The organism is Micromonospora sp. NPDC049139, assembly GCF_055586845.1.
Genome location: NZ_JBVJHK010000037.1, coordinates 13,086 through 32,767, shown reverse-complemented (window position 1 = coordinate 32,767; position 19,682 = coordinate 13,086). Strand labels below are relative to the sequence as shown.

17 protein-coding genes and 1 rRNA gene are annotated in these 19,682 nt (G+C 76.0%); 16 read left to right on the top strand and 2 right to left on the bottom strand.

Translation table 11 applies throughout. The features are described 5' to 3' along the window. A 5S ribosomal RNA gene (gene rrf / locus ACZ6Q9_RS32965) occupies positions 1 to 91 on the top strand; the annotation flags it as partial. 91 nt (positions 92 to 182) lie between these two features. On the opposite strand, the gene ACZ6Q9_RS32960 is transcribed toward rrf, so the two are convergent. After that, positions 183 to 1,493: a hypothetical protein gene (locus ACZ6Q9_RS32960; RefSeq protein ID WP_466021469.1), complete on the bottom strand. Its 1,311-nt coding sequence runs from the start codon at positions 1,491 to 1,493 to the stop codon at positions 183 to 185. A gap of 3 nt (positions 1,494 to 1,496) precedes the next feature. On the opposite strand from ACZ6Q9_RS32960, the gene ACZ6Q9_RS32955 reads away from it, so the two are divergent. Both ACZ6Q9_RS32955 and ACZ6Q9_RS32950 read left to right on the top strand, forming a co-directional pair. Beyond that, the gene (locus ACZ6Q9_RS32955; RefSeq protein ID WP_466021468.1) at positions 1,497 to 2,393 is read left to right on the top strand and encodes a tetratricopeptide repeat protein; all 897 of its coding nucleotides are present in this window, start codon (positions 1,497 to 1,499) and stop codon (positions 2,391 to 2,393) included. After that, entirely contained in the window at positions 2,390 to 3,400 is a 1,011-nt protein-coding gene (locus ACZ6Q9_RS32950) for an HAD-IIA family hydrolase (protein WP_396831188.1), read from the top strand. Before ACZ6Q9_RS32955 ends, ACZ6Q9_RS32950 begins: the two co-directional genes overlap by 4 nt. Before the next feature lie 100 nt (positions 3,401 to 3,500). Here the strand turns inward: ACZ6Q9_RS32950 and ACZ6Q9_RS32945 are convergent, their stop codons facing one another. Further along, positions 3,501 to 3,839 (bottom strand): SCP2 sterol-binding domain-containing protein, encoded by a 339-nt coding sequence (locus ACZ6Q9_RS32945; protein WP_350712397.1) that lies wholly within the window; start codon positions 3,837 to 3,839, stop codon positions 3,501 to 3,503. Positions 3,840 to 3,952: 113 nt separating this feature from the next. On the opposite strand from ACZ6Q9_RS32945, the gene ACZ6Q9_RS32940 reads away from it, so the two are divergent. The 13 genes from ACZ6Q9_RS32940 (at position 3,953) to ACZ6Q9_RS32880 (ending at position 19,634) form a co-directional block, all read left to right on the top strand. Next, positions 3,953 to 4,621 carry a phasin family protein gene (locus ACZ6Q9_RS32940; RefSeq protein WP_396831186.1) on the top strand — a complete coding sequence of 223 codons (669 nt, stop codon included), beginning with the start codon at positions 3,953 to 3,955 and terminating at the stop codon, positions 4,619 to 4,621. A 25-nt stretch (positions 4,622 to 4,646) separates the two neighbouring features. Then, the gene (locus tag ACZ6Q9_RS32935; protein WP_396831185.1) at positions 4,647 to 4,916 is read left to right on the top strand and encodes a hypothetical protein; all 270 of its coding nucleotides are present in this window, start codon (positions 4,647 to 4,649) and stop codon (positions 4,914 to 4,916) included. Positions 4,917 to 4,938: 22 nt separating this feature from the next. Next, positions 4,939 to 5,799 (top strand): TlyA family RNA methyltransferase, encoded by an 861-nt coding sequence (locus ACZ6Q9_RS32930; RefSeq protein ID WP_396831184.1) that lies wholly within the window; start codon positions 4,939 to 4,941, stop codon positions 5,797 to 5,799. A gap of 73 nt (positions 5,800 to 5,872) precedes the next feature. Beyond that, entirely contained in the window at positions 5,873 to 6,757 is an 885-nt protein-coding gene (locus ACZ6Q9_RS32925) for an NAD kinase (protein WP_393270106.1), read from the top strand. 142 nt (positions 6,758 to 6,899) lie between these two features. Further along, entirely contained in the window at positions 6,900 to 8,657 is a 1,758-nt protein-coding gene (recN, locus tag ACZ6Q9_RS32920; RefSeq protein ID WP_396831183.1) for a DNA repair protein RecN, read from the top strand. A 119-nt stretch (positions 8,658 to 8,776) separates the two neighbouring features. Beyond that, a complete protein-coding gene (steA, locus tag ACZ6Q9_RS32915; protein ID WP_350712376.1) occupies positions 8,777 to 9,955 on the top strand; it encodes a putative cytokinetic ring protein SteA in 1,179 nt (392 codons plus the stop codon). A gap of 27 nt (positions 9,956 to 9,982) precedes the next feature. After that, the gene (locus ACZ6Q9_RS32910) at positions 9,983 to 10,921 is read left to right on the top strand and encodes a copper transporter (RefSeq protein ID WP_393459910.1); all 939 of its coding nucleotides are present in this window, start codon (positions 9,983 to 9,985) and stop codon (positions 10,919 to 10,921) included. Between the two features lie 58 nt (positions 10,922 to 10,979). After that, entirely contained in the window at positions 10,980 to 11,846 is an 867-nt protein-coding gene (locus tag ACZ6Q9_RS32905; RefSeq protein WP_393270098.1) for a hypothetical protein, read from the top strand. 1 nt (position 11,847) lies between these two features. Further along, positions 11,848 to 13,545, top strand: coding sequence for a murein biosynthesis integral membrane protein MurJ (gene murJ / locus ACZ6Q9_RS32900; protein WP_393270095.1), 1,698 nt, complete (start codon positions 11,848 to 11,850; stop codon positions 13,543 to 13,545). A gap of 55 nt (positions 13,546 to 13,600) precedes the next feature. After that, on the top strand, positions 13,601 to 14,800 hold the full coding sequence (locus ACZ6Q9_RS32895) for a glycosyltransferase family 4 protein (RefSeq protein WP_396831181.1): 1,200 nt from the start codon (positions 13,601 to 13,603) through the stop codon (positions 14,798 to 14,800). After that, positions 14,800 to 17,097, top strand: a complete 2,298-nt coding sequence (locus ACZ6Q9_RS32890) for a hypothetical protein (protein ID WP_396831180.1) — start codon at positions 14,800 to 14,802, stop codon at positions 17,095 to 17,097. The genes ACZ6Q9_RS32895 and ACZ6Q9_RS32890 overlap by 1 nt, the downstream gene beginning before the upstream one ends. Positions 17,098 to 17,247: 150 nt before the next feature. Next, a complete protein-coding gene (locus ACZ6Q9_RS32885) occupies positions 17,248 to 18,999 on the top strand; it encodes a CTP synthase (RefSeq protein WP_393270087.1) in 1,752 nt (583 codons plus the stop codon). Then, entirely contained in the window at positions 18,996 to 19,634 is a 639-nt protein-coding gene (locus ACZ6Q9_RS32880) for an NUDIX domain-containing protein (RefSeq protein WP_396831178.1), read from the top strand. Before ACZ6Q9_RS32885 ends, ACZ6Q9_RS32880 begins: the two co-directional genes overlap by 4 nt. Positions 19,635 to 19,682 lie beyond the last annotated feature (48 nt).

Here is a 19,682-nt window from a genome sequence, read left to right as displayed (position 1 = left end):
GCCCGGTTACATTCCGAACCCGGAAGCTAAGCCCTCCAGCGCCGATGGTACTGCACTCGGGAGGGTGTGGGAGAGTAGGACACCGCCGGACAATCATTCCAGTCGAGGGCCGCCCCATCCGGGTCGGCCCTCGACTGCGTAGCGCCATAGGTGGCGCAATGAGGAAGGATGTACCTGTGAGTTCAGGATCGCAGGGCGGAGATCGTCCCCGTCGTTACGACGACCGGCCGGGCGGGCGCGAGGGCGCCCCGCGCCGTGACGACCGGCCGTCTTACCGGGATGACCGGGGCGGTCAGCGCGGCGGATACGCCGGCGGCGACCGCCGCGAAGGCGGGTACCGGTCTGGTTCCCGTGATGGCGACTCCCGCGCGGCCGGCGCCCCCCGTCGTGACGGCGCCGAGCGCCAGGGTGGTTTCCGGAGCGACCGTGGCGGCGAGCGCCGTGAGGGCGGGTTCCGTTCGGGCCCGCCGCGCGAGGGTGGCTTCCGCCGTGACGCTGGCGACCGTGAGGGTGGCTTCCGCGGTGGTGAGCGCCGTGAGGGCGGTTTCCGTGGCGGCGACCGCCGTGAGGGTGGCGACAGGCCCGGCGGTGGCTTCCGGGGTGGTGACCGCGAGGGCGGTTTCCGTGGCGGTGAGCGTCGCGAGGGTGGCTTCCGTGGCGGTGACCGTGAGGGCGGCTTCCGCGGTGGCGAACGCCGTGAGGGCGGTTTCCGTGGCGGTGACCGTGAGGGCGGCTTCCGCGGTGGCGAACGCCGCGAGGGTGGCTTCCGTGGCGGTGAGCGCCGCGAGGGTGGCTTCCGGGGTGGTGACCGCGACGGTGGCTTCCGCGGTGGTGAGCGCCGTGAGGGCGGCTTCCGTGGCGGCGACCGCCGTGAGGGTGGCGACAGGCCCGGCGGTGGCTTCCGGGGTGGTGACCGCGAGGGCGGTTTCCGGGGCGGTGAGCGTCGCGAGGGTGGCTTCCGTGGCGGTGACCGCGACGGTGGCTTCCGCGGTGGTGAGCGCCGTGAGGGCGGCTTCCGTGGCGGCGACCGCCGTGAGGGTGGCGACAGGCCCGGCGGTGGCTACCGGGGTGGTGACCGCGAGGGTGGCTTCCGCGGCGGTGACCGTGAGGGCTTCCGCGGTGGAGAGCGCCGCGACGGTGGGTTCCGTCGTGAGGGCGGCGAGCGCCAGGGCGGCGGCTTCCGGGGCGGTGACCGCGAGGGCGGGTACCGCGGCGGTGAGCGCCGCGAAGGCGGGTACCGCGGCGGTGAGCGCCGTGAGGGCGGCTACCGGGGCGGCGACCGTGAGGGCGGCTTCCGTGGCGGTGAGCGTGGTGAGGGCGGCTTCCGTGGCGGTGAGCGCCGCGACGAGCGGCGGGAGCGTCCGGAGGCGGAGGGGGAGCGCACCCAGGCTCCCACGCTGCCCGACGAGATCGTTGCCACCGACCTCGACAAGGACGTCCGGGCTGAGCTGCTGTCGCTGGCCAAGCCGGTCGCCGAGACGGTCGCCCGACACCTGGTGGCCACGGGTCAGCTGATCGACGAGGACCCGGCAAAGGCGTTGGCGCACGCGCTGGCCGCCCGTCGGCTGGCGTCCCGGATCGCCGCCGTCCGCGAGGCGGTAGGCCTGGCCGCGTACCACGCGGGGGAGTGGCAGACCGCGATCGCGGAGTTGCGCACGTACCACCGGATGACCGGGCTGCAGAGCCACCTGGCGGTGCTCGCGGACTGCGAGCGGGCGCTGGGCCGGGCGGAGCGGGCGATCGACCTGTTCCGTGGTGCGGACCGGGAGAAGCTGGACCAGGCCGTGGCGATCGAGCTGCTGATCGTGGCGGCCGGCGCACGCGGCGACCTCGGCCAGAAGGACGCCGCGGTGGCCATGCTCCAGGTTCCCGAGCTGACCGTCGAGGCGGCCGAGCCGTGGACGGCCCGGCTGCGCTACGCGTACGCCGACGCGCTGCTCGCGGTCGGTCGTCGCGAGGAGGCCCGCGAGTGGTTCTCTCGGGCGGCCGACGTGGACACCGAGGGCGAGACCGACGCCGCCGAGCGCCTGCTGGAGCTCGACGGTGTGGTGATCGAGGGGGACGAGGAGGACGAGGAGTCCGCCGAGGCGATCGCCGCCGGTCCCGGCGCCCCGGGTGCGGTGCCGGCCCGTCCGGATGCCGACCTCACCGGCGACGCCGAGCGCGACGACGACGGGCGACGGGACGAGGCCGGCCCGACCGCCGGCGAGCGGGACGAGGCCGGGAGCGCGGACGTGCCGACGGACGACCTGGCCGACGACGAGCTGACCGACGACGAGGCGCACGCTGTCGCGGCCGGTCCCACCGCCGACGGCACCGGGACCGACGCCACCGACGCCGCCGCCCGTGGCGAGTCGGCCGGCACCGGCGAGTCGGACGCCCCGCAGCGATGACGGCGGACGCCGGGGAGCGGCTGGTCGATGGGTACGCCCTGGTCGTGTTCGACCTGGACGGGGTGATCTACCTGATCGACCGGCCGATCCCCGGCGCCGTCGAGGCGGTCGGGCGGCTGCACGCCGAGGGGCGGGGCGTCGCGTACGCGACCAACAACGCCTCGCGCCGTTCCAGCGAGGTGGCCGCCCTGCTCACCGGGATGGGCGTTCCCGCCCGGCCGGAGGAGGTGCTCACCTCCGCGGCGGCCGCCGCCGAGCTGCTCCGCGACCGGCTGCCCCCCGGCGCCGCGGTGCTGGTGGTCGGCGCCGAGGCACTGCGGGCCGAGGTCCGGGCCGCCGGGCTGACGCCGGTGTCCCGGGCCGACGAGTCGCCGGTCGCCGTCGTGCAGGGGTACGGGCCGCAGGTCGGCTGGGTGGACCTGGCCGAGGCGTCGGTGGCCGTACGCGGCGGGGCGACCTGGATCGCCACCAACACCGACCGGACGCTGCCCAGCGGTCGGGGACCGCTACCGGGCAACGGCGCGCTGGTCGCCGCGCTGCGGACCGCGCTTGGGCGGGATCCCGACGTGGTCGTCGGCAAGCCCGAGCCGGCGCTGTTCGCCACCGCGGCCCGCCGTGCCGGCGAGGGCCGGGCGCTGGTGGTCGGCGATCGGCTGGACACCGACATCGAGGGCGCCCGGCGGGCGGGCCTGGACAGCCTGCTGGTGTTCACCGGCGTCAGCGACGTGGCCGAGCTGCTCGCCGCCCCGCCGGAGCACCGGCCGACGTACGTTGCGATGGACCTCGCCGGGCTCTTCGACCCGGCGGCGGTGGTGCGGGTCCCGGGCCCGGCGGACGGGTGGTCGGTGGCGTCGCGGGACGGCGCGCTGGAGCTGTCCGGGGCGGGCCGCCCGCTGGACGCCCTGGCGGCGTTGTGCGCGGCCGCCTGGACCGGGGACGCGACGCGGGTGCGTGCCGGGTCGGCGGCGGCCGGGCAGGCGCTGACCGCGTTCGGCCTGTCCGCCTGAACGGTCCCGCCCTCCCCGGCCCGAACGCCCCCGGCCCGGTCTCATCCCGGTGGTCGGGCCGCCCCGGCCAGGGCTCGGAGCAGGCTGCCTCGGCCGCGGCTCAGAGCAGCTTGCGCAGCTTCATCAGGTCGAGCGGGTTCGCCTTGATCGACACTCGCCGGGACGTGACCGCGCGGGTGATGTCGAGTTCACCGCGCACCAACGCGAGCAGATCGTCGCTGCTCGTGCTCAGCGCGATCTTCGCCTTCGGGTCGTCTCCGTCGGCCAGGTCGACCAGGCGGCCGTCGGCGAGCCGGCCGTGGAAGGCGGTGTCCAGGTCCGTGATCCGGCAGGCCAGCGTGCGGTCCAGGTCGATTCGTTCCCGCACCGTCTCCGCGTTGCGGTCCAGCCGGGCGGCCAGCTCCTGCAACGCCTGCCGGCACTCGTCCACGCTGGCCACTGTCGCCCCCTCGCCGTTCGCCACGCCGTCCCCGGCACCGTACCGCACAGGGGGTTGCGGGGTGCCCGGTAGCGTGACACCTGCACACCCCCGCCCCGCGGAAGGACTCAGGCATGCAGGACGCGTGGCGCGCCTACCTCGAGCTGGCCATGGGCCTGACGGAGGCGCCCCGGAAGAAGGCCCAGGACGCGGTGCGCCGCCTCGTCGGCTCCGGCGGGGCGACCGCCGGCCAGTTGCAGGCGCTCGCCGAGGAACTCGTCTCCACCGGCGCGGCGAACCGGGAGGCGCTGACCAAGCTGGTCCGGTTCGAGGTCGACCGGGCCCTCGGCGCGGTGGGGCTCGCCACCGCCGACGAGGTCGCCGAGCTGACCCGCCGGGTGCACGAGCTGGAGCGCCAGCTCCGGGAGGCCAGGACGACCCCCGCGGCCCCCGCCACCCTGCCGGTGGCCCCGGGCGCCGTCGAGCCGGCCGCGCCCCCCACTGTCGGGCCGGGCGCGCCCGGCCCGACGCAGGCGGTGGCCAAGAAGGCGATCGCGAAGAAGGCCGTGGCCAAGAAGGCGGTCGCGAAGAAGGCCGTGGCGAAGAAGGCCGTGGCGAAGCGGGCGCCGTCGGCCGTCGCCCCGGCCGAGGGCAGCCACGGCGAGCAGGTCCAGCCGGCGAAGGCCCAGGGTGCGGACGTCGAGCAGGTCCAGCCGGAGAAGGCCCAGGGCGTCGACGCCGGGCCGGCCCGGCCGGTGAAGAAGGCGTCCGCCCGCAGGCAGCAGCCGGGCGGCGAGGCGTGATCCGCCCCGCGGCCGGGAGCGGATCGTGACCGGCCCCCACCGTCCCGGCCCGCCGCCGGGTGCCCGTCCCGGGCCGCCGCCCGCTGCCCGGCCGGGCCCCATGCCCGGCCCGCGTCCCGGGCCGCCGCGCCCCGAGCCGCTCGACGACCTCGACGAGGCGCGCCACCCCGCCGTCGACGCCGCCGTGCGCGCGATGGCCAACGCCGCGACGCTCGCCCCGGCCGACCAGATCGCGCAGTACGAGGCGGCGTACGAGACGCTGCGGGAAACCCTCGCCACCATCGACCAGGCCTGACCGGACCGGAGAAGAACCACGCATGGCACGTCGTAACCGGCTGGACGCCGAACTCGTCCGCCGCGGCCTGGCCCGCTCCCGGGAGCAGGCCGCCGCGCTGGTGGAGGCCGGCCGGGTCCAGCTGCGTGGGGTGCCCGCCCGCAAGCCCGCCGCGATGGTCGACCCCGCCGACCCGCTGCTGGTCACGGGCGAGGACCCCAGCTCGGAGTACGTCTCCCGGGGCGGGCACAAGCTGGCCGGCGCGCTGACCGCCTTCGCCTCCGGCGGGCTGCGGGTGGCCGGCCGGCGCTGCCTGGACGCGGGCGCCTCCACCGGCGGCTTCACGGACGTGCTGCTGCGCGCCGACGCGGCCGAGGTGGTGGCCGTCGACGTCGGCTACGGGCAGCTCGCCTGGCCGCTGCGCAACGATCCCCGGGTGCGGGTCTTCGAGCGCACCAACGTCCGTACGCTCACTCCGGAGGCCATCGGGGGGCCGGTCGACCTCACGGTCGCCGACCTGTCGTTCATCTCGCTGCGGCTGGTGCTGCCGGCGCTGGCCGGCTGCACCCGGCCCGACGGCGACCTCGCGCTGATGGTGAAGCCGCAGTTCGAGGTCGGCAAGGAGCGGGTCGGCGCCGGCGGGGTGGTCCGCGATCCGGCGCTGCGCGCCGAGGCGGTGCTCGACGTCGCCGCCGCGGCGGCGCGGCTCGACCTCGGTCTGGCCGACGTGGCCGCGAGCCCGCTGCCGGGGCCCAGCGGCAACGTCGAGTTCTTCGTATGGTTACGCCGGGACGCACCGCCGGCCGACCCGGATCGGGTGCGTGCCGTGGTGACCGCCGGGCCGCAGGGCCCGGTGCCGTCCGGCGACCTGCCGGACACGGCGACGGAGGAGGTGGCCGGGTGAGCGAGCAGGCGAGCCCCGCAGTCGTGGCTGGGCCGTGCGGGTGCCGGGCGGGCGCGACGGGACGGCCGTCCCGGTGAGCCGCACGGCCCTGCTGGTGACCCACACCGGCCGCCGCCGCAGCACCGAGCACGCGCGGGCGGTGGCCGCCGACCTCATCGCGGCCGGTTTCGAGGTACGGGTCGTCGCCGAGGAGGCCGACGACCTCGACCTGCCCGGCGTGGTGCCGGTGACCGGCCTGGAGGCGGCCGAGGGCGCGGAGATCGTCTTCGCGCTCGGCGGGGACGGCACGTTCCTGCGCGCGGCCGAGCTGGCCCGGCCGGCGAAGGCGCCGCTGCTCGGCATCAACCTCGGCAAGGTCGGCTTCCTCGCCGAGGCGGAGATCGACGACCTGGACAGCGCGGTGCGGGACGTGGTGGGCCGCAACTACACCGTGGACGAGCGGCTCACGCTGGACGTGACCGCCGAGTTCGACGGCGGCCCGACCATCGAGTCCTGGGCGCTCAACGAGATCAGCGTCGAGAAGGGCGAGCGCGCCCAGATGCTGGAGTTGCTCGTCGACGTGGACGGCCGCCCGCTGTCCCGCTACGGCTGCGACGGTGTGGTCTGCGCGACCCCCACCGGCTCGACGGCGTACGCGTTCTCCGGCGGCGGGCCGGTGGTGTGGCCCGAGGTGGAGGCCCTGCTGCTGGTGCCGATCAGCGCGCACGCGCTGTTCAGCCGGCCGCTGGTCACCGCGCCCACCTCCACGTTCGTCATCACCGTCGACCCGTTCACCACCCTCGCGGTGTTGTCCTGCGACGGCCGGCGCGTCTACGACCTGCCGCCCGGGGCCCGGGTCACGGTGCGGCGCGGCGCGCTGCCCGTGCGCATCGTGCGGCTGCGGGACCGCCCGTTCACCGACCGGCTGGTGGCGAAGTTCGACCTGCCCGTGCACGGCTGGCGCGGCAACCGCCGCTGACGGCGCGCCCGTGGCGCGCGTCCGCACCGGCGGTGACCGGTCTCACCGGGGCGCCCCGGCCGGTGGTGGGGCGGGGCGCGACGTCCCGGTACGCCCGCGCCGGCTGGTCAACTGTCGGGGGCCGCGTCTACTGTCGGTTGCTGTGCTGGAAGAGCTGCGCATCACCGGACTGGGCGTCATCGAGGACACCACGCTGCCGTTGACCGGCGGCATGAACGTCATCACCGGCGAGACCGGTGCGGGCAAGACGATGGTGGTCACCGGCCTCGGCCTGCTCTTCGGTGGCCGTGCCGACGCGGGGCGGGTCCGGGCCCAGCCCGGCCGGGCGGTGGTCGAGGGGCGGCTGCGGCTCGACGGCCGGGTCGCCGCCGCCGTGCACACCCGGGTCGTCGACGCCGGCGGCGAGCCCGACGAGGACGGTTCGGTGCTGCTCAGTCGCACGGTCACGGTGGAGGGTCGGTCCCGGGCGCACCTGGGCGGGCGCAGCATGCCGGTGGCCATGCTCGGCGAGGTGGGCGAGCAGGTGGTCGCCGTGCACGGCCAGTCCGACCAGCTGCGGCTGCTGCGTCCGGCCGAGCAGCGGGCCGCGCTGGACCGGTTCGCCGGCCCGGAGCACGAGAAGCTGCTCGACGCGCTGCGCGAGGCGTACGCCCGCTGGCGCGCCGTGGTCGACGACCTGGCCGACCGGCGGCGCAACGCCCGCGAGCGCAGCCAGGAGGCCGACCTGCTGCGGCTCGGCCTGGACGAGATCACCCGGGTCGACCCGCAGCCCGGCGAGGACGACGAGCTGAAGGCGGAGGCGCAGCGGCTGGAGCACGCCGAGGGGCTGCGCACCGCGGCGCAGATGGCCCACCAGTGCGTGGCCGGCGGCGTGGAGGCGGCCGACGAGACCCCTGACGCCACGGCGCTGCTCGGCACCGCCCGGCGCACCCTCGAGGCGCAGGCCGGCACGGATCTGGCGCTCGGCGAGCTGGCGGGGCGGCTGGAGGAGGCGGCGACGCTGGTGGCGGACGTCTCCGCCGAGCTGTCGGCCTACCTCGCCGCGCTCGACGCCGACCCGGCCCGGTTGCAGGCCCTCTACGAGCGCCGGGCGGCGCTGCGCGCCCTGACCCGGAAGTACGCCGACGACGTCGACGGCGTGATCGCCTGGGCGGAACGGGCCCGCACCCGGCTGTCCGACCTGGACACCTCCGACGAGCTCCTCGACGAGCTGGAGCGGGAGTCGGCGCGGCTGGCCGGCGAGGTGGCCGACCTGGCCGGCCGGGTGTCGACGTCCCGGCAGGAGGCGGCGACCCGCTTCGCGGAGCAGGTCACCGTCGAGCTGGCCGGCCTGGCCATGCCGCACGCCCGGATCGAGGTGGCGGTGCTGCCGCGGCCGGCCGGCCGGGCGGAGCCGAGCCTGCCGGTCAACGGCGCCGAGGTCGGCGTCGGCCCGGACGGCGGCGACGAGGTCGAGCTGCGCCTGCTGGCCCACCCCGGCGCGCCCGCGCTGCCGCTGCAGCGCGGTGCCTCCGGCGGTGAGCTGTCCCGGGTGATGCTCGCCATCGAGGTCGTCTTCGCCGGCTCGGGCGGGCCGCCCACGCTGGTCTTCGACGAGGTGGACGCCGGGGTCGGTGGCCAGGCGGCGGTGGAGATCGGTCGTCGGCTGGCCCGGCTGGCCCGCAGTCACCAGGTGCTCGTGGTCACCCACCTGCCGCAGGTCGCCGCGTTCGCCGACCGGCATCTGGTGGTGGCGAAGGACACGGGCGGAGCGGTCACCACGAGCGGGGTCCGCGTGGTGGAGGACACGGAGCGGGCCCGGGAGCTGGCCCGGATGCTCGCGGGTTTGCCCGATTCCGACCTGGGTATCGCCCATGCCGAGGAGCTTCTCGCCGTGGCGGCCCGGGAAAGGCGTCCGTGAGGGCGGCGATTGTGAGCACAGGCACACCGGCCTGCGCGCTAGTGTGCTTCCCTGGGTAGGCGGCCCTGCTCAGGCATGTCGCGACAGAAATGCCTGCCTCACATGCCAGGATGGTCACGATGCGTCTACCCACGTTGCGCCGGACCCGGAACGCGGAACCGGGCAGAATCCTCGGCACCGCGCGCCTGGACCGCCGGACGAAGCGCCTGGTCGGCCGGCTCCGCCCCGGTGACATCGCGGTCATCGACCACGTCGACGTGGACCGGGTCGCCGCCGACTCGCTCGTCGCGGTCGGTGTCGCCGCCGTGCTCAACGCGAAGCCGTCGGTCTCCGGTCGCTACCCCAACCTCGGGCCGGAGGTGCTGATCGGCGCCGGCATCCCGCTCCTCGACGACCTGGGGGAGGGGATCTTCGAGCGGATCCGTGAGGGCGACACGGTCCGGATCGAGGGCAACACCGTCTACGTCGGCGACGAGCCGGTGGCGCACGGCAGCCTCCAGGACGCCGAGACGGTGGCCAAGGCGATGGCCGACGCCCGGGAGGGCCTGTCGGTCCAGCTTGAGGCGTTCGCCGCCAACACGATGGACTACCTCAAGCAGGAGCGCGCCCTGCTCCTCGACGGCGTCGGCGTGCCGGAGATCCAGACCGAGATCCAGGGGCGGCACTGCCTGATCGTGGTGCGCGGCTACGACTACAAGGCCGACCTGGACGTGCTGCGCCCCTACATCCGCGAGTTCAAGCCGGTGCTGATCGGCGTCGACGGCGGCGCGGACGCGCTGGTGGAGGCCGGCTACACGCCGGACATGATCATCGGTGACATGGATTCGGTCACCGACGACGTGTTGCGCTGCGGCGCCGAGGTGATCGTGCACGCCTACCCGGACGGGCGGGCGCCCGGCCTGGCCCGGGTCACCGGGCTCGGCGTACCGGCGGTGACCTTCCCGGCCGCGGCCACCAGCGAGGACCTGGCCATGCTGCTGGCCGACGAGAAGGGCGCCTCGCTGCTGGTCGCCGTCGGCACCCACGCCACGCTGGTGGAGTTCCTGGACAAGGGCCGCGGCGGCATGGCCTCCACGTTCCTGACCCGGCTCAAGGTCGGCGGCAAGCTCGTCGACGCCAAGGGTGTGAGCCGCCTCTACCGGCAGAGCATCTCCGGGTCCTCGCTGCTGCTGCTGGTGCTCTCCGCGATCGCGGCGATGGCCTCCGCCGTGGCGGTCTCCACCGTCGGCAAGGCGTATTTGGGTGTGGTTTCCGAGTGGTGGAACAATTTCGTGTTCCAGCTTGAACAGCTTTTCTAGCGTCCGACCGATCAAGAGGCTGCAGGTGTGATCAACTTCCGGTACCACGTGGTGTCCCTGACCGCGGTCTTCCTCGCGTTGGCGATCGGTCTGGTGGTCGGCACCGCCGCCCTGAACGGCCCGGTCGCCGACTCGCTCAAGGAGAACGTCAACGGGCTGCGCAAGGACAACCAGCTGATGCGCCAGCAGGTCCAGAGCATGGAGAAGGAACTGGAGCTGGAGGAGGACTTCGCGGCCCAGATGGCGGAGTTGTTCCTGCCGGGCAAGCTCGCCGGCAAGCGGGTGGTGGTGGTCACCCTGCCCACCGGGCGGGACCACACCGAGGGCGTGGTCAAGATGCTCCAGCTCGGCGGGGCCGAGATGACGGGTCGCATCGACCTGCAGGACAAGTTCATCAATCCGGACAACAACAACGCCCTGCTGGAACTGGCGGTCACCGCCGCGCGCCCCACCAGCGCGCCGACCGCCGACCTGCCGGGCAACGGCAACGGGGTGGAGACGTCCAGCGCGCTGCTGGCCAGCGTCCTGCTGGACCGGGCGCCCGGCGCCACCCCGGTCACCGAGGCCGACCGGCGGGCGGTGCTGGCCGCGTACACCAACGCCAACTACCTGACCACCGAGGAGCGGGTCAGCGCGTCGGCGGAGGCCGTCGTCGTGGTCAGCGGGCAGCCGTACGTGGACAAGGACTCGGCGAAGAAGGACGAGTCGGTGCTCAAGGTCGCCGAGCAGTTCGACCGCGCCGGGACGATCGTCGTCGCCGGCAACGGCTCGACCGGCGGCAACCTGGTCGCGGCCGTCCGCAGCGACCCGGTGCTGGTGCAGAGTATCTCCACCGTCGACAACGCCAACACCGTCCAGGGCCAGCTCGTCACCGCCCTCGCGATGGTGCAGCAGGTGACCGAGAAGAAGGCCGGGCAGTACGGCGTCGGCGACAACGCCACCCTGCTGCCTAGACTGCCCCAGTGAGCGAGCGACGTACCCCGGTGTCCGGATCCAGCCGCACGCACGAGCGGGAGGGGGCCGCGTGAGTCTGCTCGGTCGACTGTTGATCGCCGGGGCGGGCGCCGCCGCCGCCCGGTACGCGCTGCGCGAGGTGCGCACCTCGCCGGCCGGCCCCGCCCTGGACCGGACGAACTTCCGCGGCCGCACGGTGACCCTGGCCGCCGGGCCGGCGCTCGCCGCCGGGGCCGCCGGCGCGGGCGCGTTCGGCGCCTCCAGCGCGTCCTCGGGGGCCGCCGCCCTGGTCGCCGGGGTGGGCGCCGGGGCCGTCGGGCTCTACGACGACGTGGTGGGGGCGCGGCCGGAGCAGAAGGCGGCCAAGGGCTTCGCCGGTCACCTGGCCGCGCTGCGCGAGGGCCGGGTCACCGCCGGGCTCGTCAAGGTCGTCGGGGTGGGCGCGGCAGGGCTCGGCGCCGCCGCGCTGCTCGCCGCCGACCCCCGGGTCGCCGGGCACCGCCGCCGCCAGCGGCAGGGCACGCTGGGCCGGGGCGTCGACGTGCTGCTCGGCGCGGGCGTCATCGCCGGCACCGCGAACCTGCTGAACCTGCTGGACCTGCGACCCGGCCGGGCGCTGAAGTCCGGCATCCTGCTCGGCGCCCCGCTGGCCGGCGGCCCGCACGGCGGGATCGCCGCGGGCGCGGTCGGCGCCGCCGCCGGGCTGCTCCCCGACGACCTCGGCGAGGACGTGATGCTCGGCGACAGCGGCGCGAACGCGCTCGGCGCGCTGCTGGGTGTGGCGCTGGCCGCGCGTACCGGGCCGGTCGGGCGGGCCGGGCTGCTCGCCGTGCTCGCCGGTCTCACCGCGGCCAGCGAGAAGGTCAGCTTCACCCAGGTCATCCAGCGCACCCCCGGGCTGCGCGAACTCGACGCGCTGGGCCGTCGCGCCGACTGACGTGACGACCCCGGCACCCCTCGCCGGCGCCGGCCGCGTCGCCGGAGCAGCCGCGCTCATCGCCGTCCTCACCGTGCTCAGCCGGCTCGCCGGGTTCGGCCGCACCGCCGTCTTCACCTGGGTCGTGCAGAAGAGCGACCTCGGCGGCATGTACGTGATCGCCAACACGGTCCCGAACATCATCTTCGAGATCGTCGCGGGCGGCGCGCTGGCGAGTCTGGTCGTACCGCTGCTGGCCGGGCCGGTCGCGGCCGGGGACCGGCGCGCGGTGGCCGCCACCACCGGCGCCTTGCTCACCTGGACGGTCACCCTGCTGGTGCCGCTGGCCGTGCTGGTCGCGGTGGCGGCCGACCCGGTCGTGTCGCTGATCAGCGAGGGGCGCTCCGAGGCGGAGGTGGCCGCCGGCGCGCGGATGCTGCGGGTCTTCGCCCCGCAGCTGCCGCTCTACGGCATCGGCATCGTGCTGACCGGCGTGCTCCAGGCGCACCGCCGGTTCGCCTGGCCGGTGATCGCGCCGCTGCTGTCCAGCCTCACCGTGATCGTGGTCTACCTCGCCTTCGGCGGCGCCGAAGGACGTGGCGCGAGCGTGGCGCAGGTGAGCCGCGGCGGCGAGCTGATCCTGTCGGGCGGCACCACGGCGGGCGTGGTGGTGCTGTCGCTGTCGCTGCTGATCCCGCTGCGCCGGCTGGGGCTGCGGCTGCGCCCCGGATACGCGTTCCCCGCCGACGCCCGGGCGCGGGTGAAGGGGCTGGCGCTGGCCGGCGCCGTCACCGTCACCGCCCAGCAGATCGCGCTGCTGGTGCTGCTCAACCGGGTCTCCGGCGGCCCGACCGGCTCGCCGCAGGTGTTCAACCTGGCCCAGACCATGTACCTGCTGCCCTGGGCGGTGCTGGCGGTGCCGCTGGCCGTGGCGGCGTACCCGACGCTGGCGACCGCGGCGGCCGCCGGGGACGACGGGGACTACCGGCGCACGCTCTCCTCGACCGCGCGCGGCGTGCTGCTGTTCAGCTGCCTCGGCGCGGCGGCCCTGGTCGGCACCGCCGCGCCGGTCGCCTCGTTCTTCTACCCGGACGATCCCGGGTCCACGGCCGCCGGGATCGCCGGCTTCGCCCCGGGGCTGCTCGGTTACGGCCTCTTCGCGGTGCTCTCCCGGGCCCTCTACGCCCGCGGCGACACCCGCCCCGCCACCGTGGCGATCACCGCCGGCTGGCTGGCCGTACCGGTGGCGGCGGTGCCGCTGGCGGCCCTGCTCCCGGTGGCGGACCGGGTGCTGGCGGTCACCCTGGCGAACTCGGCCGGGATGCTGCTGCTCGGCGGCCTGCTGCTCGCCGCCGTGCGGCGCTCGGCCGGGGCCGCCGCGCTCGCCGGCGTCGGCCGGGCCGGCGCCGCCGGGCTGCTCGCCGGTGCCCTGGCGGCGCTCGCCGGGGCGGCCGCCGCCCGCTGGCTGGACGCGGCCGGCGACGGCACCCCGACGACACCGGCCGCACTCGTGCAGGGCATGCTGTCCGGAGTCCTGGTCGGCGTCGTGTTCCTCGCCGTCGTCTGGCTGATCGACCGGCGGGACGTGCGACCGCTGCTGGCCGGGGTGCTCCGGCGGCTGAGCCGGGGCCGGCGCGGGCCGGCGGCCCCCGCCGAACGGACGGGTGAGGGCGAGATCCCCCCGGAACGGGGTGACGGGAAGGAGACGGTGTCCCGGTGAGCGGGTGCAGGACGGGTGACCGGCCGGCGGCGACCGACGAGCGGGGGTGGTCCCGGTGACGGAACCCACACCGGACACCAACTGGCGCGGCACCGTGGCCCTGCTGCTCGCCTCCAGCACCGGCGGGGTCGGGCAGCACGTCCGTTCCCTCGCCCAGGGGCTGACCGCCGCGGGCGCCGCCGTACTGGTCTGTGGGCCCGCCGCGACGCAGGAGCAGTTCGACTTCACCGGCGTCGGCGCCCGGTTCCGGCCGGTGGAGATCCCGGCCAGCCCGACCCCTGCCGACGCCCGTGCCGTGGGCGCGCTGCGCCGCGCCCTCGCCGCCGAGCCGGTCGACGTGCTGCACGCCCACGGGCTGCGGGCCGGGCTGGTCGCCGTCCTCGCCCGGCCGGCCGTGCCACTCGTGGTCACCTGGCACAACGCGGTGCTCGCCGGCGGGTTGCGCGGCGGCGTGTCCCGCCTCGTCGAGCGGGTCGTCGCCCGGGGCGCCCGGGTGGCCCTCGGCGCCTCCGCCGACCTCGTCGGGCGGGCCGCCGCGCTCGGCGCGACGGACGCCCGGCTCGCCCCGGTCGCCGCGCCGGCGCTGCCCGCGCCGCGCCGCCGCCGGGCCGCCGTCCGCGCCGAGTTCGGCGTCGGCCCGGGCCAGCAGCTGATCCTCTCGGTCGGCCGGCTGCACCCGCAGAAGCGGTACGACGTGCTGGTCGACGCGGCCGCCCGGTGGCGTACCCGGACCCCGGCGCCGGTCGTGGTGATCGCCGGCAGCGGCCCGGCCTACCTGCCGCTGGCCGCCCGGATCTCCGCCGCCCGGGCCCCGGTGACCCTGCTCGGGCACCGCACCGACGTGGCCGACCTGCTCGCCGGGGCCGACCTGGCGCTGGTAACCAGCGACTGGGAGGCCCGCCAGCTCTTCGCGCAGGAGGCGATGCGGGCCGGCGTACCACTGGTGGCGACCGCCGTCGGCGGCCTGCCGGAGCTGGTCGGCGACGCCGCGGCGCTGGTGCCGCCCGGGGACGTGGACGCGGTCGACGCGGCCGTGCGCGCCCTGCTCGACGACGAGGCCGGTCGGGCCGAGCTGGGCCGGCGGGGCGCCGCCCGGGCCGCGACCTGGCCCACCGAGGCGGACACCCTCGCCCAGCTCGCGGCGCTCTACGCCGAGCTGGCCCCGGACGCGGCAGTATCCGCGGCCCCCGGCGCCGACGGCGGGCCCGCCGAACCCGGACGTGACGGTCACGCCCCGTCGACGGGACGCCGGTGATGTTGCGCAGACTCGCCCCGGCCCTGCTGACCCTGGTCGTGGTGGCGCTCGGCATCGCGGCGCTGACCGCCCGGCCGGACCGGGAGGCGCCGGAGCGCACCGCCGACTTCGTCGTGCTCGCCGGGGTGGCCGGGCTGCGCTGGGAGGACGTCGACCCGCAGACCACCCCGACGCTGTGGCGGATGGCCCGCGACGGCTCCATCGGCTCCCTCTCGGTGCGCTCCGCGCATCGGCCGACCTGCCCCGTGGACGGCTGGCTGACCCTCGGGGCGGGCAGCTTCGCCGCCTGGAACGGCAGCCGGCAGGTCGGGGGCTGCCCCCCGACGGCGGTGACCGTGGAGCAACCCGACGGTATCGGCGCGAACCTGCCCGACCAGGAGAGCGTCGTCCTGCACAACCAGGAGCGGCTGCCGTGGGGCGCGGTGCCCGGCGCGCTGTCGGAGTCGGTGCGCTGCTCGGTGGCGGTCGGGCCCGGTGCGGCGGTGGCCGCCGCCCGGCCGTTCGGCCGGGTCGACCGGTACGCCGCCGCCCTGCCCGAGGACCCCGCCGAGCTGCTCGGCTCGTGCGTGCTGAGCATCGTCGACCTCGGCACGGTCGCCGGCGAGGACCCGGCGGCCCGGGCCGCGGCGGCCCGGGAGGCCGACGCCCGGCTGGCCCGGGTGCTCGCCGCCCGGCCGCCCCGCTCGCTGGTGATCGTCGCCGGGGTGTCCGACACCGAGGTGCCGTCCCGGCTGCACGTGGCCGTCGCCGACGGGCCGGGCTGGGAGCGCGGGTGGCTCACCTCGGCCAGCACCGGCCGGGAGGGCTACCTGCAACTGGTCGACCTCGCACCGACCGCGCTCACCGCGCTGGGCCGGCCGATGCCCGAGCGGCTCTTCCTCGGTCGGCCGGCCGAATCGGTCGCCGGGCGGCCGGCGGACCTGGCCACCGCGATCGCGCAGCCTGCCGACGCCGACCGGGAGGCGGCCGCCCAACGGCGGGTGGCGGACTGGTTCTTCGCCCTGCTCGCCGGCGTCCAGGTGGTCCTGGCGGTGGCGGTGCTGCCGTTGCTGCGCCGGGCCCGCCGGCACGCCGGCCCGTACGGCCCGGAGCCGGTGTCGCGGCGGGTCGTGTCGGTCGTCGAGCTGCTGCTGATCGGGGCCGCCCTGGCCGTGCCGGCGGCCCTGCTCGCCGACGCGGTGCCGTGGTGGCGCGGCGACCACGCCGGCGTCTACTTCGCCGGGGTGACCGTGCTGCTGCTGGTCGCCGCGACCGCGGTGGTCCGGCTGGCACCGGGGTACGCGAGCACCCTCGGCCCGCTCGGCGCGGTGGCGGGGCTGACCGCGCTGGCCGTCGGGGTGGACGTGCTCACCGGCGCCCGCCTCCAGCTCAACGGGGTGGTCGGCTACTCGGCCCTGGAGGGCGGCCGGTACGCCGGGCTGGGCACCGTCGGGCTCGGCGTGTTCCTGGCCGGCGCCCTGCTGAGCGCGGGGTGGCTGGCCCAGCGGGTCCGCCGGTCCTGGCGGCCGACCGTCATGGTGGTCGTCGGCGGCGCGGCCGTGGTGGTCGTCGGCAGCCCGTACCTGGGGTCCGACCCGGTCGGCGCGATCGCGCTGACCGCCGGGCTGAGCGTCGCTGCCGCGATCAGCGCCGGCGGCTGGCTGACGATCAGCCGGCTGGCCTGGGCGACCATGGCCGGGCTGGCGCTGACCATCGGCTTCGCGGTGCTGGACCTGCGCCGGCCCGCCGCCGAGCGGGGCAGCCTCGGCCGCTTCCTGGCCGCCGTCGGCGACGGCACCGGCGGGCTCACCGTGCACCGCTCCAGCACCGCCAACTTCGACACCCTGGTCAACAGCCCGCTGACCGTGCTGGCCCTGGCCGGCGCCCTGCTGGTCTGGTTCGCCCTGCTCCAGCCGTGGGGCGGGCTGATGCGGCTGTTCGGCATCTACCCGGCGATGCGGGCGGCGATGGCCGGCACCGCCGTCGCCGCGGTGATCGGCGGGGTGCTGGGCGGCGACGCCCTGGACGTGGCCGGCGCGGCCGGCGCCCTGGTGGTGCCGATGGCGGCGCTGGCCGCGTTGCGGGTGCTCGACCACTCGACCGACCGCACCCAGCCCGACGCGGCCCGCCAGAGCGACGGCGGGCCGGGCGGGGCCGGCGACGGGCCGGGCGGCGGCGGGGGATCGGACGACGGCGGCCCGGACGACGGCGGCCCGGACGGGCCGGAGGCGGCGGGCGCCGGGGCGAGCACCGCGGATCCGGTCGCCGGGCCGGACGCGCCGGCCGGCCGGCCATCGACCGAGGTCACGGCCTCCTGAGCGGGCCGGCGACACCCGGACGGCCGGTACGGGTGCGCCGGGCGGCGGGGTCGGGTGAGGTGTTACCGTGGAATCCCGTGGATCGCGTGATCACTTTGCTGATCGGCACGGCGGTCTGCACGACCGCGACAGACGACACGGGAGCAGGCCTTGGCCCCTTCAGCACGGACGACCAGGCACATTTTCGTCACCGGGGGCGTCGCCTCCTCGCTGGGTAAGGGCCTCACCGCCTCCAGCCTCGGCAACCTGCTCACCGCGCGCGGCCTGCGCGTGGTCATGCAGAAGCTCGACCCCTACCTCAACGTCGACCCGGGGACGATGAACCCGTTCCAGCACGGCGAGGTCTTCGTGACCGAGGACGGCGCCGAGACCGACCTCGACGTCGGGCACTACGAGCGCTTCCTGGACCGGGCACTCTCCGGGAAGGCGAACGTCACCACCGGCCAGATCTACTCGGACGTGATCGCGAAGGAGCGGCGCGGCGAGTACCTGGGCGACACCGTCCAGGTCATCCCGCACATCACCAACGAGATCAAGTCGCGGATCCTGGCCATGGCCGACCCGGACGACGACGGCCAGGTGCCGGACGTCGTGATCACCGAGGTCGGCGGCACGGTCGGCGACATCGAGTCGCTGCCGTTCCTGGAGGCGATCCGGCAGGTCCGCCACGACCTGGGTCGGGACAACTGCTTCTACCTGCACGTCTCGCTGGTGCCGTATCTGGCGCCGTCGGGGGAGCTGAAGACCAAGCCGACCCAGCACTCGGTGGCCCAGCTGCGCAGCATCGGCATCCAGCCCGACGCGCTGGTGCTGCGCTGCGACCGGGAGATCCCCGACAAGGTCAAGCAGAAGCTGTCGCTCTACTGCGACGTCGACCGCGAGGCGGTCACCGCCGCCCCGGACGCGCCGAGCATCTACGACATCCCCAAGGTGCTGCACCGGGAGGGCCTCGACGCGTACGTGGTGCGCCGGCTCGGCCTCTCCTTCCGCGACGTGGACTGGGCCAGCTGGGACGACCTGCTGGACCGGGTGCACCAGCCTCGGCACACCGTCACCGTCGCCGTGGTCGGCAAGTACGTCGACCTGCCCGACGCGTACCTGTCGGTGAGCGAGGCGATCCGGGCCGCCGGCTTCGGCCACCGGGCCCGGGTGCAGCTGCGCTGGGTGCCCAGCGACGAGTGCGTCACCCCGACCGGCGCCGCGGCCGCCCTGGCCGGCGTCGACGGCATCGTCATCCCGGGCGGCTTCGGGGTGCGCGGCATCGAGGGCAAGATCGGCACCGCCCGGTACGCCCGGGAGAACGGCATCCCGCTGCTCGGCCTCTGCCTCGGCCTGCAGTGCATGACCATCGAGGTGGCTCGGCACCTGGCCGGCCTGGAGGGCGCCAACTCGCTGGAGTTCGACGAGGAGGCGAAGCACCCGGTCATCGCCACCATGGCCGACCAGGAGGACATCGTCGCCGGCAGGGGCGACCTGGGCGGCACGATGCGGCTCGGGGCGTACCCGGCGAAGCTGGCCGAGGGCTCGCTGGTCGCCGAGGCGTACGGCAGCACCGAGATCAGCGAGCGGCACCGGCACCGGTACGAGGTGAACAACGCCTACCGGGACCAGCTCACCAAGGCGGGCCTGCGCTTCTCCGGCACCTCGCCGGACGGCCGGCTGGTCGAGTTCATCGAGCTGGACCGAGGCCTGCACCCGTTCTTCGTGGCCACCCAGGCGCACCCGGAGCTGAAGAGCCGCCCGACCCGGCCGCACCCGCTGTTCGCCTCCTTCGTCAAGGCGGCCGTGGCGTACTCCGAGGCCGACCAGCTCCCGGTGGACCTGGAGGCGGCGGAGAACGCGGCGGCGAAGAAGGCCGCCCGCAACGGCGGCGCCGCCGCGAAGGCGGCGTCGGCCTCGTGAGCGAGCGGAGCGAGCAGGCCACCGGGCACAGCAGCGCCGTCGAGCACCGCTACGAGGTGCGCTCCCGCACCGAGCGCTACCGCGGCCGGATCTTCGACGTGGTCAGCGAGGAGGTGACCATGCCGGGCGGCGGGACGGGAGTCCGGGACTTCGTCCGGCACGTCGGCGCGGTGGCCGTGGTGGCGCTCGACTCCGCCGGCCAGGTGGTGCTGATCCGCCAGTACCGCCACCCCGTCGGGCGGCACCTGTGGGAGCTGCCCGCCGGGCTGACCGACGTCTCCGGCGAGGACCTGGCCGCCGCCGCGGCCCGGGAGCTGGCCGAGGAGGTCGACCTCGTCGCGGGGCGGCTCGACGTCCTGGTCGACCTGCACAGCTCGCCGGGTTTCACCAACGAGCTGGTCCGGGTGTTCCTGGCCCGGGACCTGACCGACGTGCCGGCCGAGCGGCGCCACGAGCGCAGCGAGGAGGAGGCCGACCTCCAGGTCGTCCGGATCGACCTGGACGAGGCGGTCGGCATGGTCCTCGCGGGGGAGATCACCAACGCGTCCTGCGTGGCCGGGCTGCTCGCCGCGGCCCGGGGCCGCGACGCCGGCTGGTCGGCGCTGCGTCGGGCGGACACGCCGCCGCCGCGCTGAGCCGGCCGTGCCGGACGCGGTACACGGGAAGGGGCCGTGCGGTTCGCC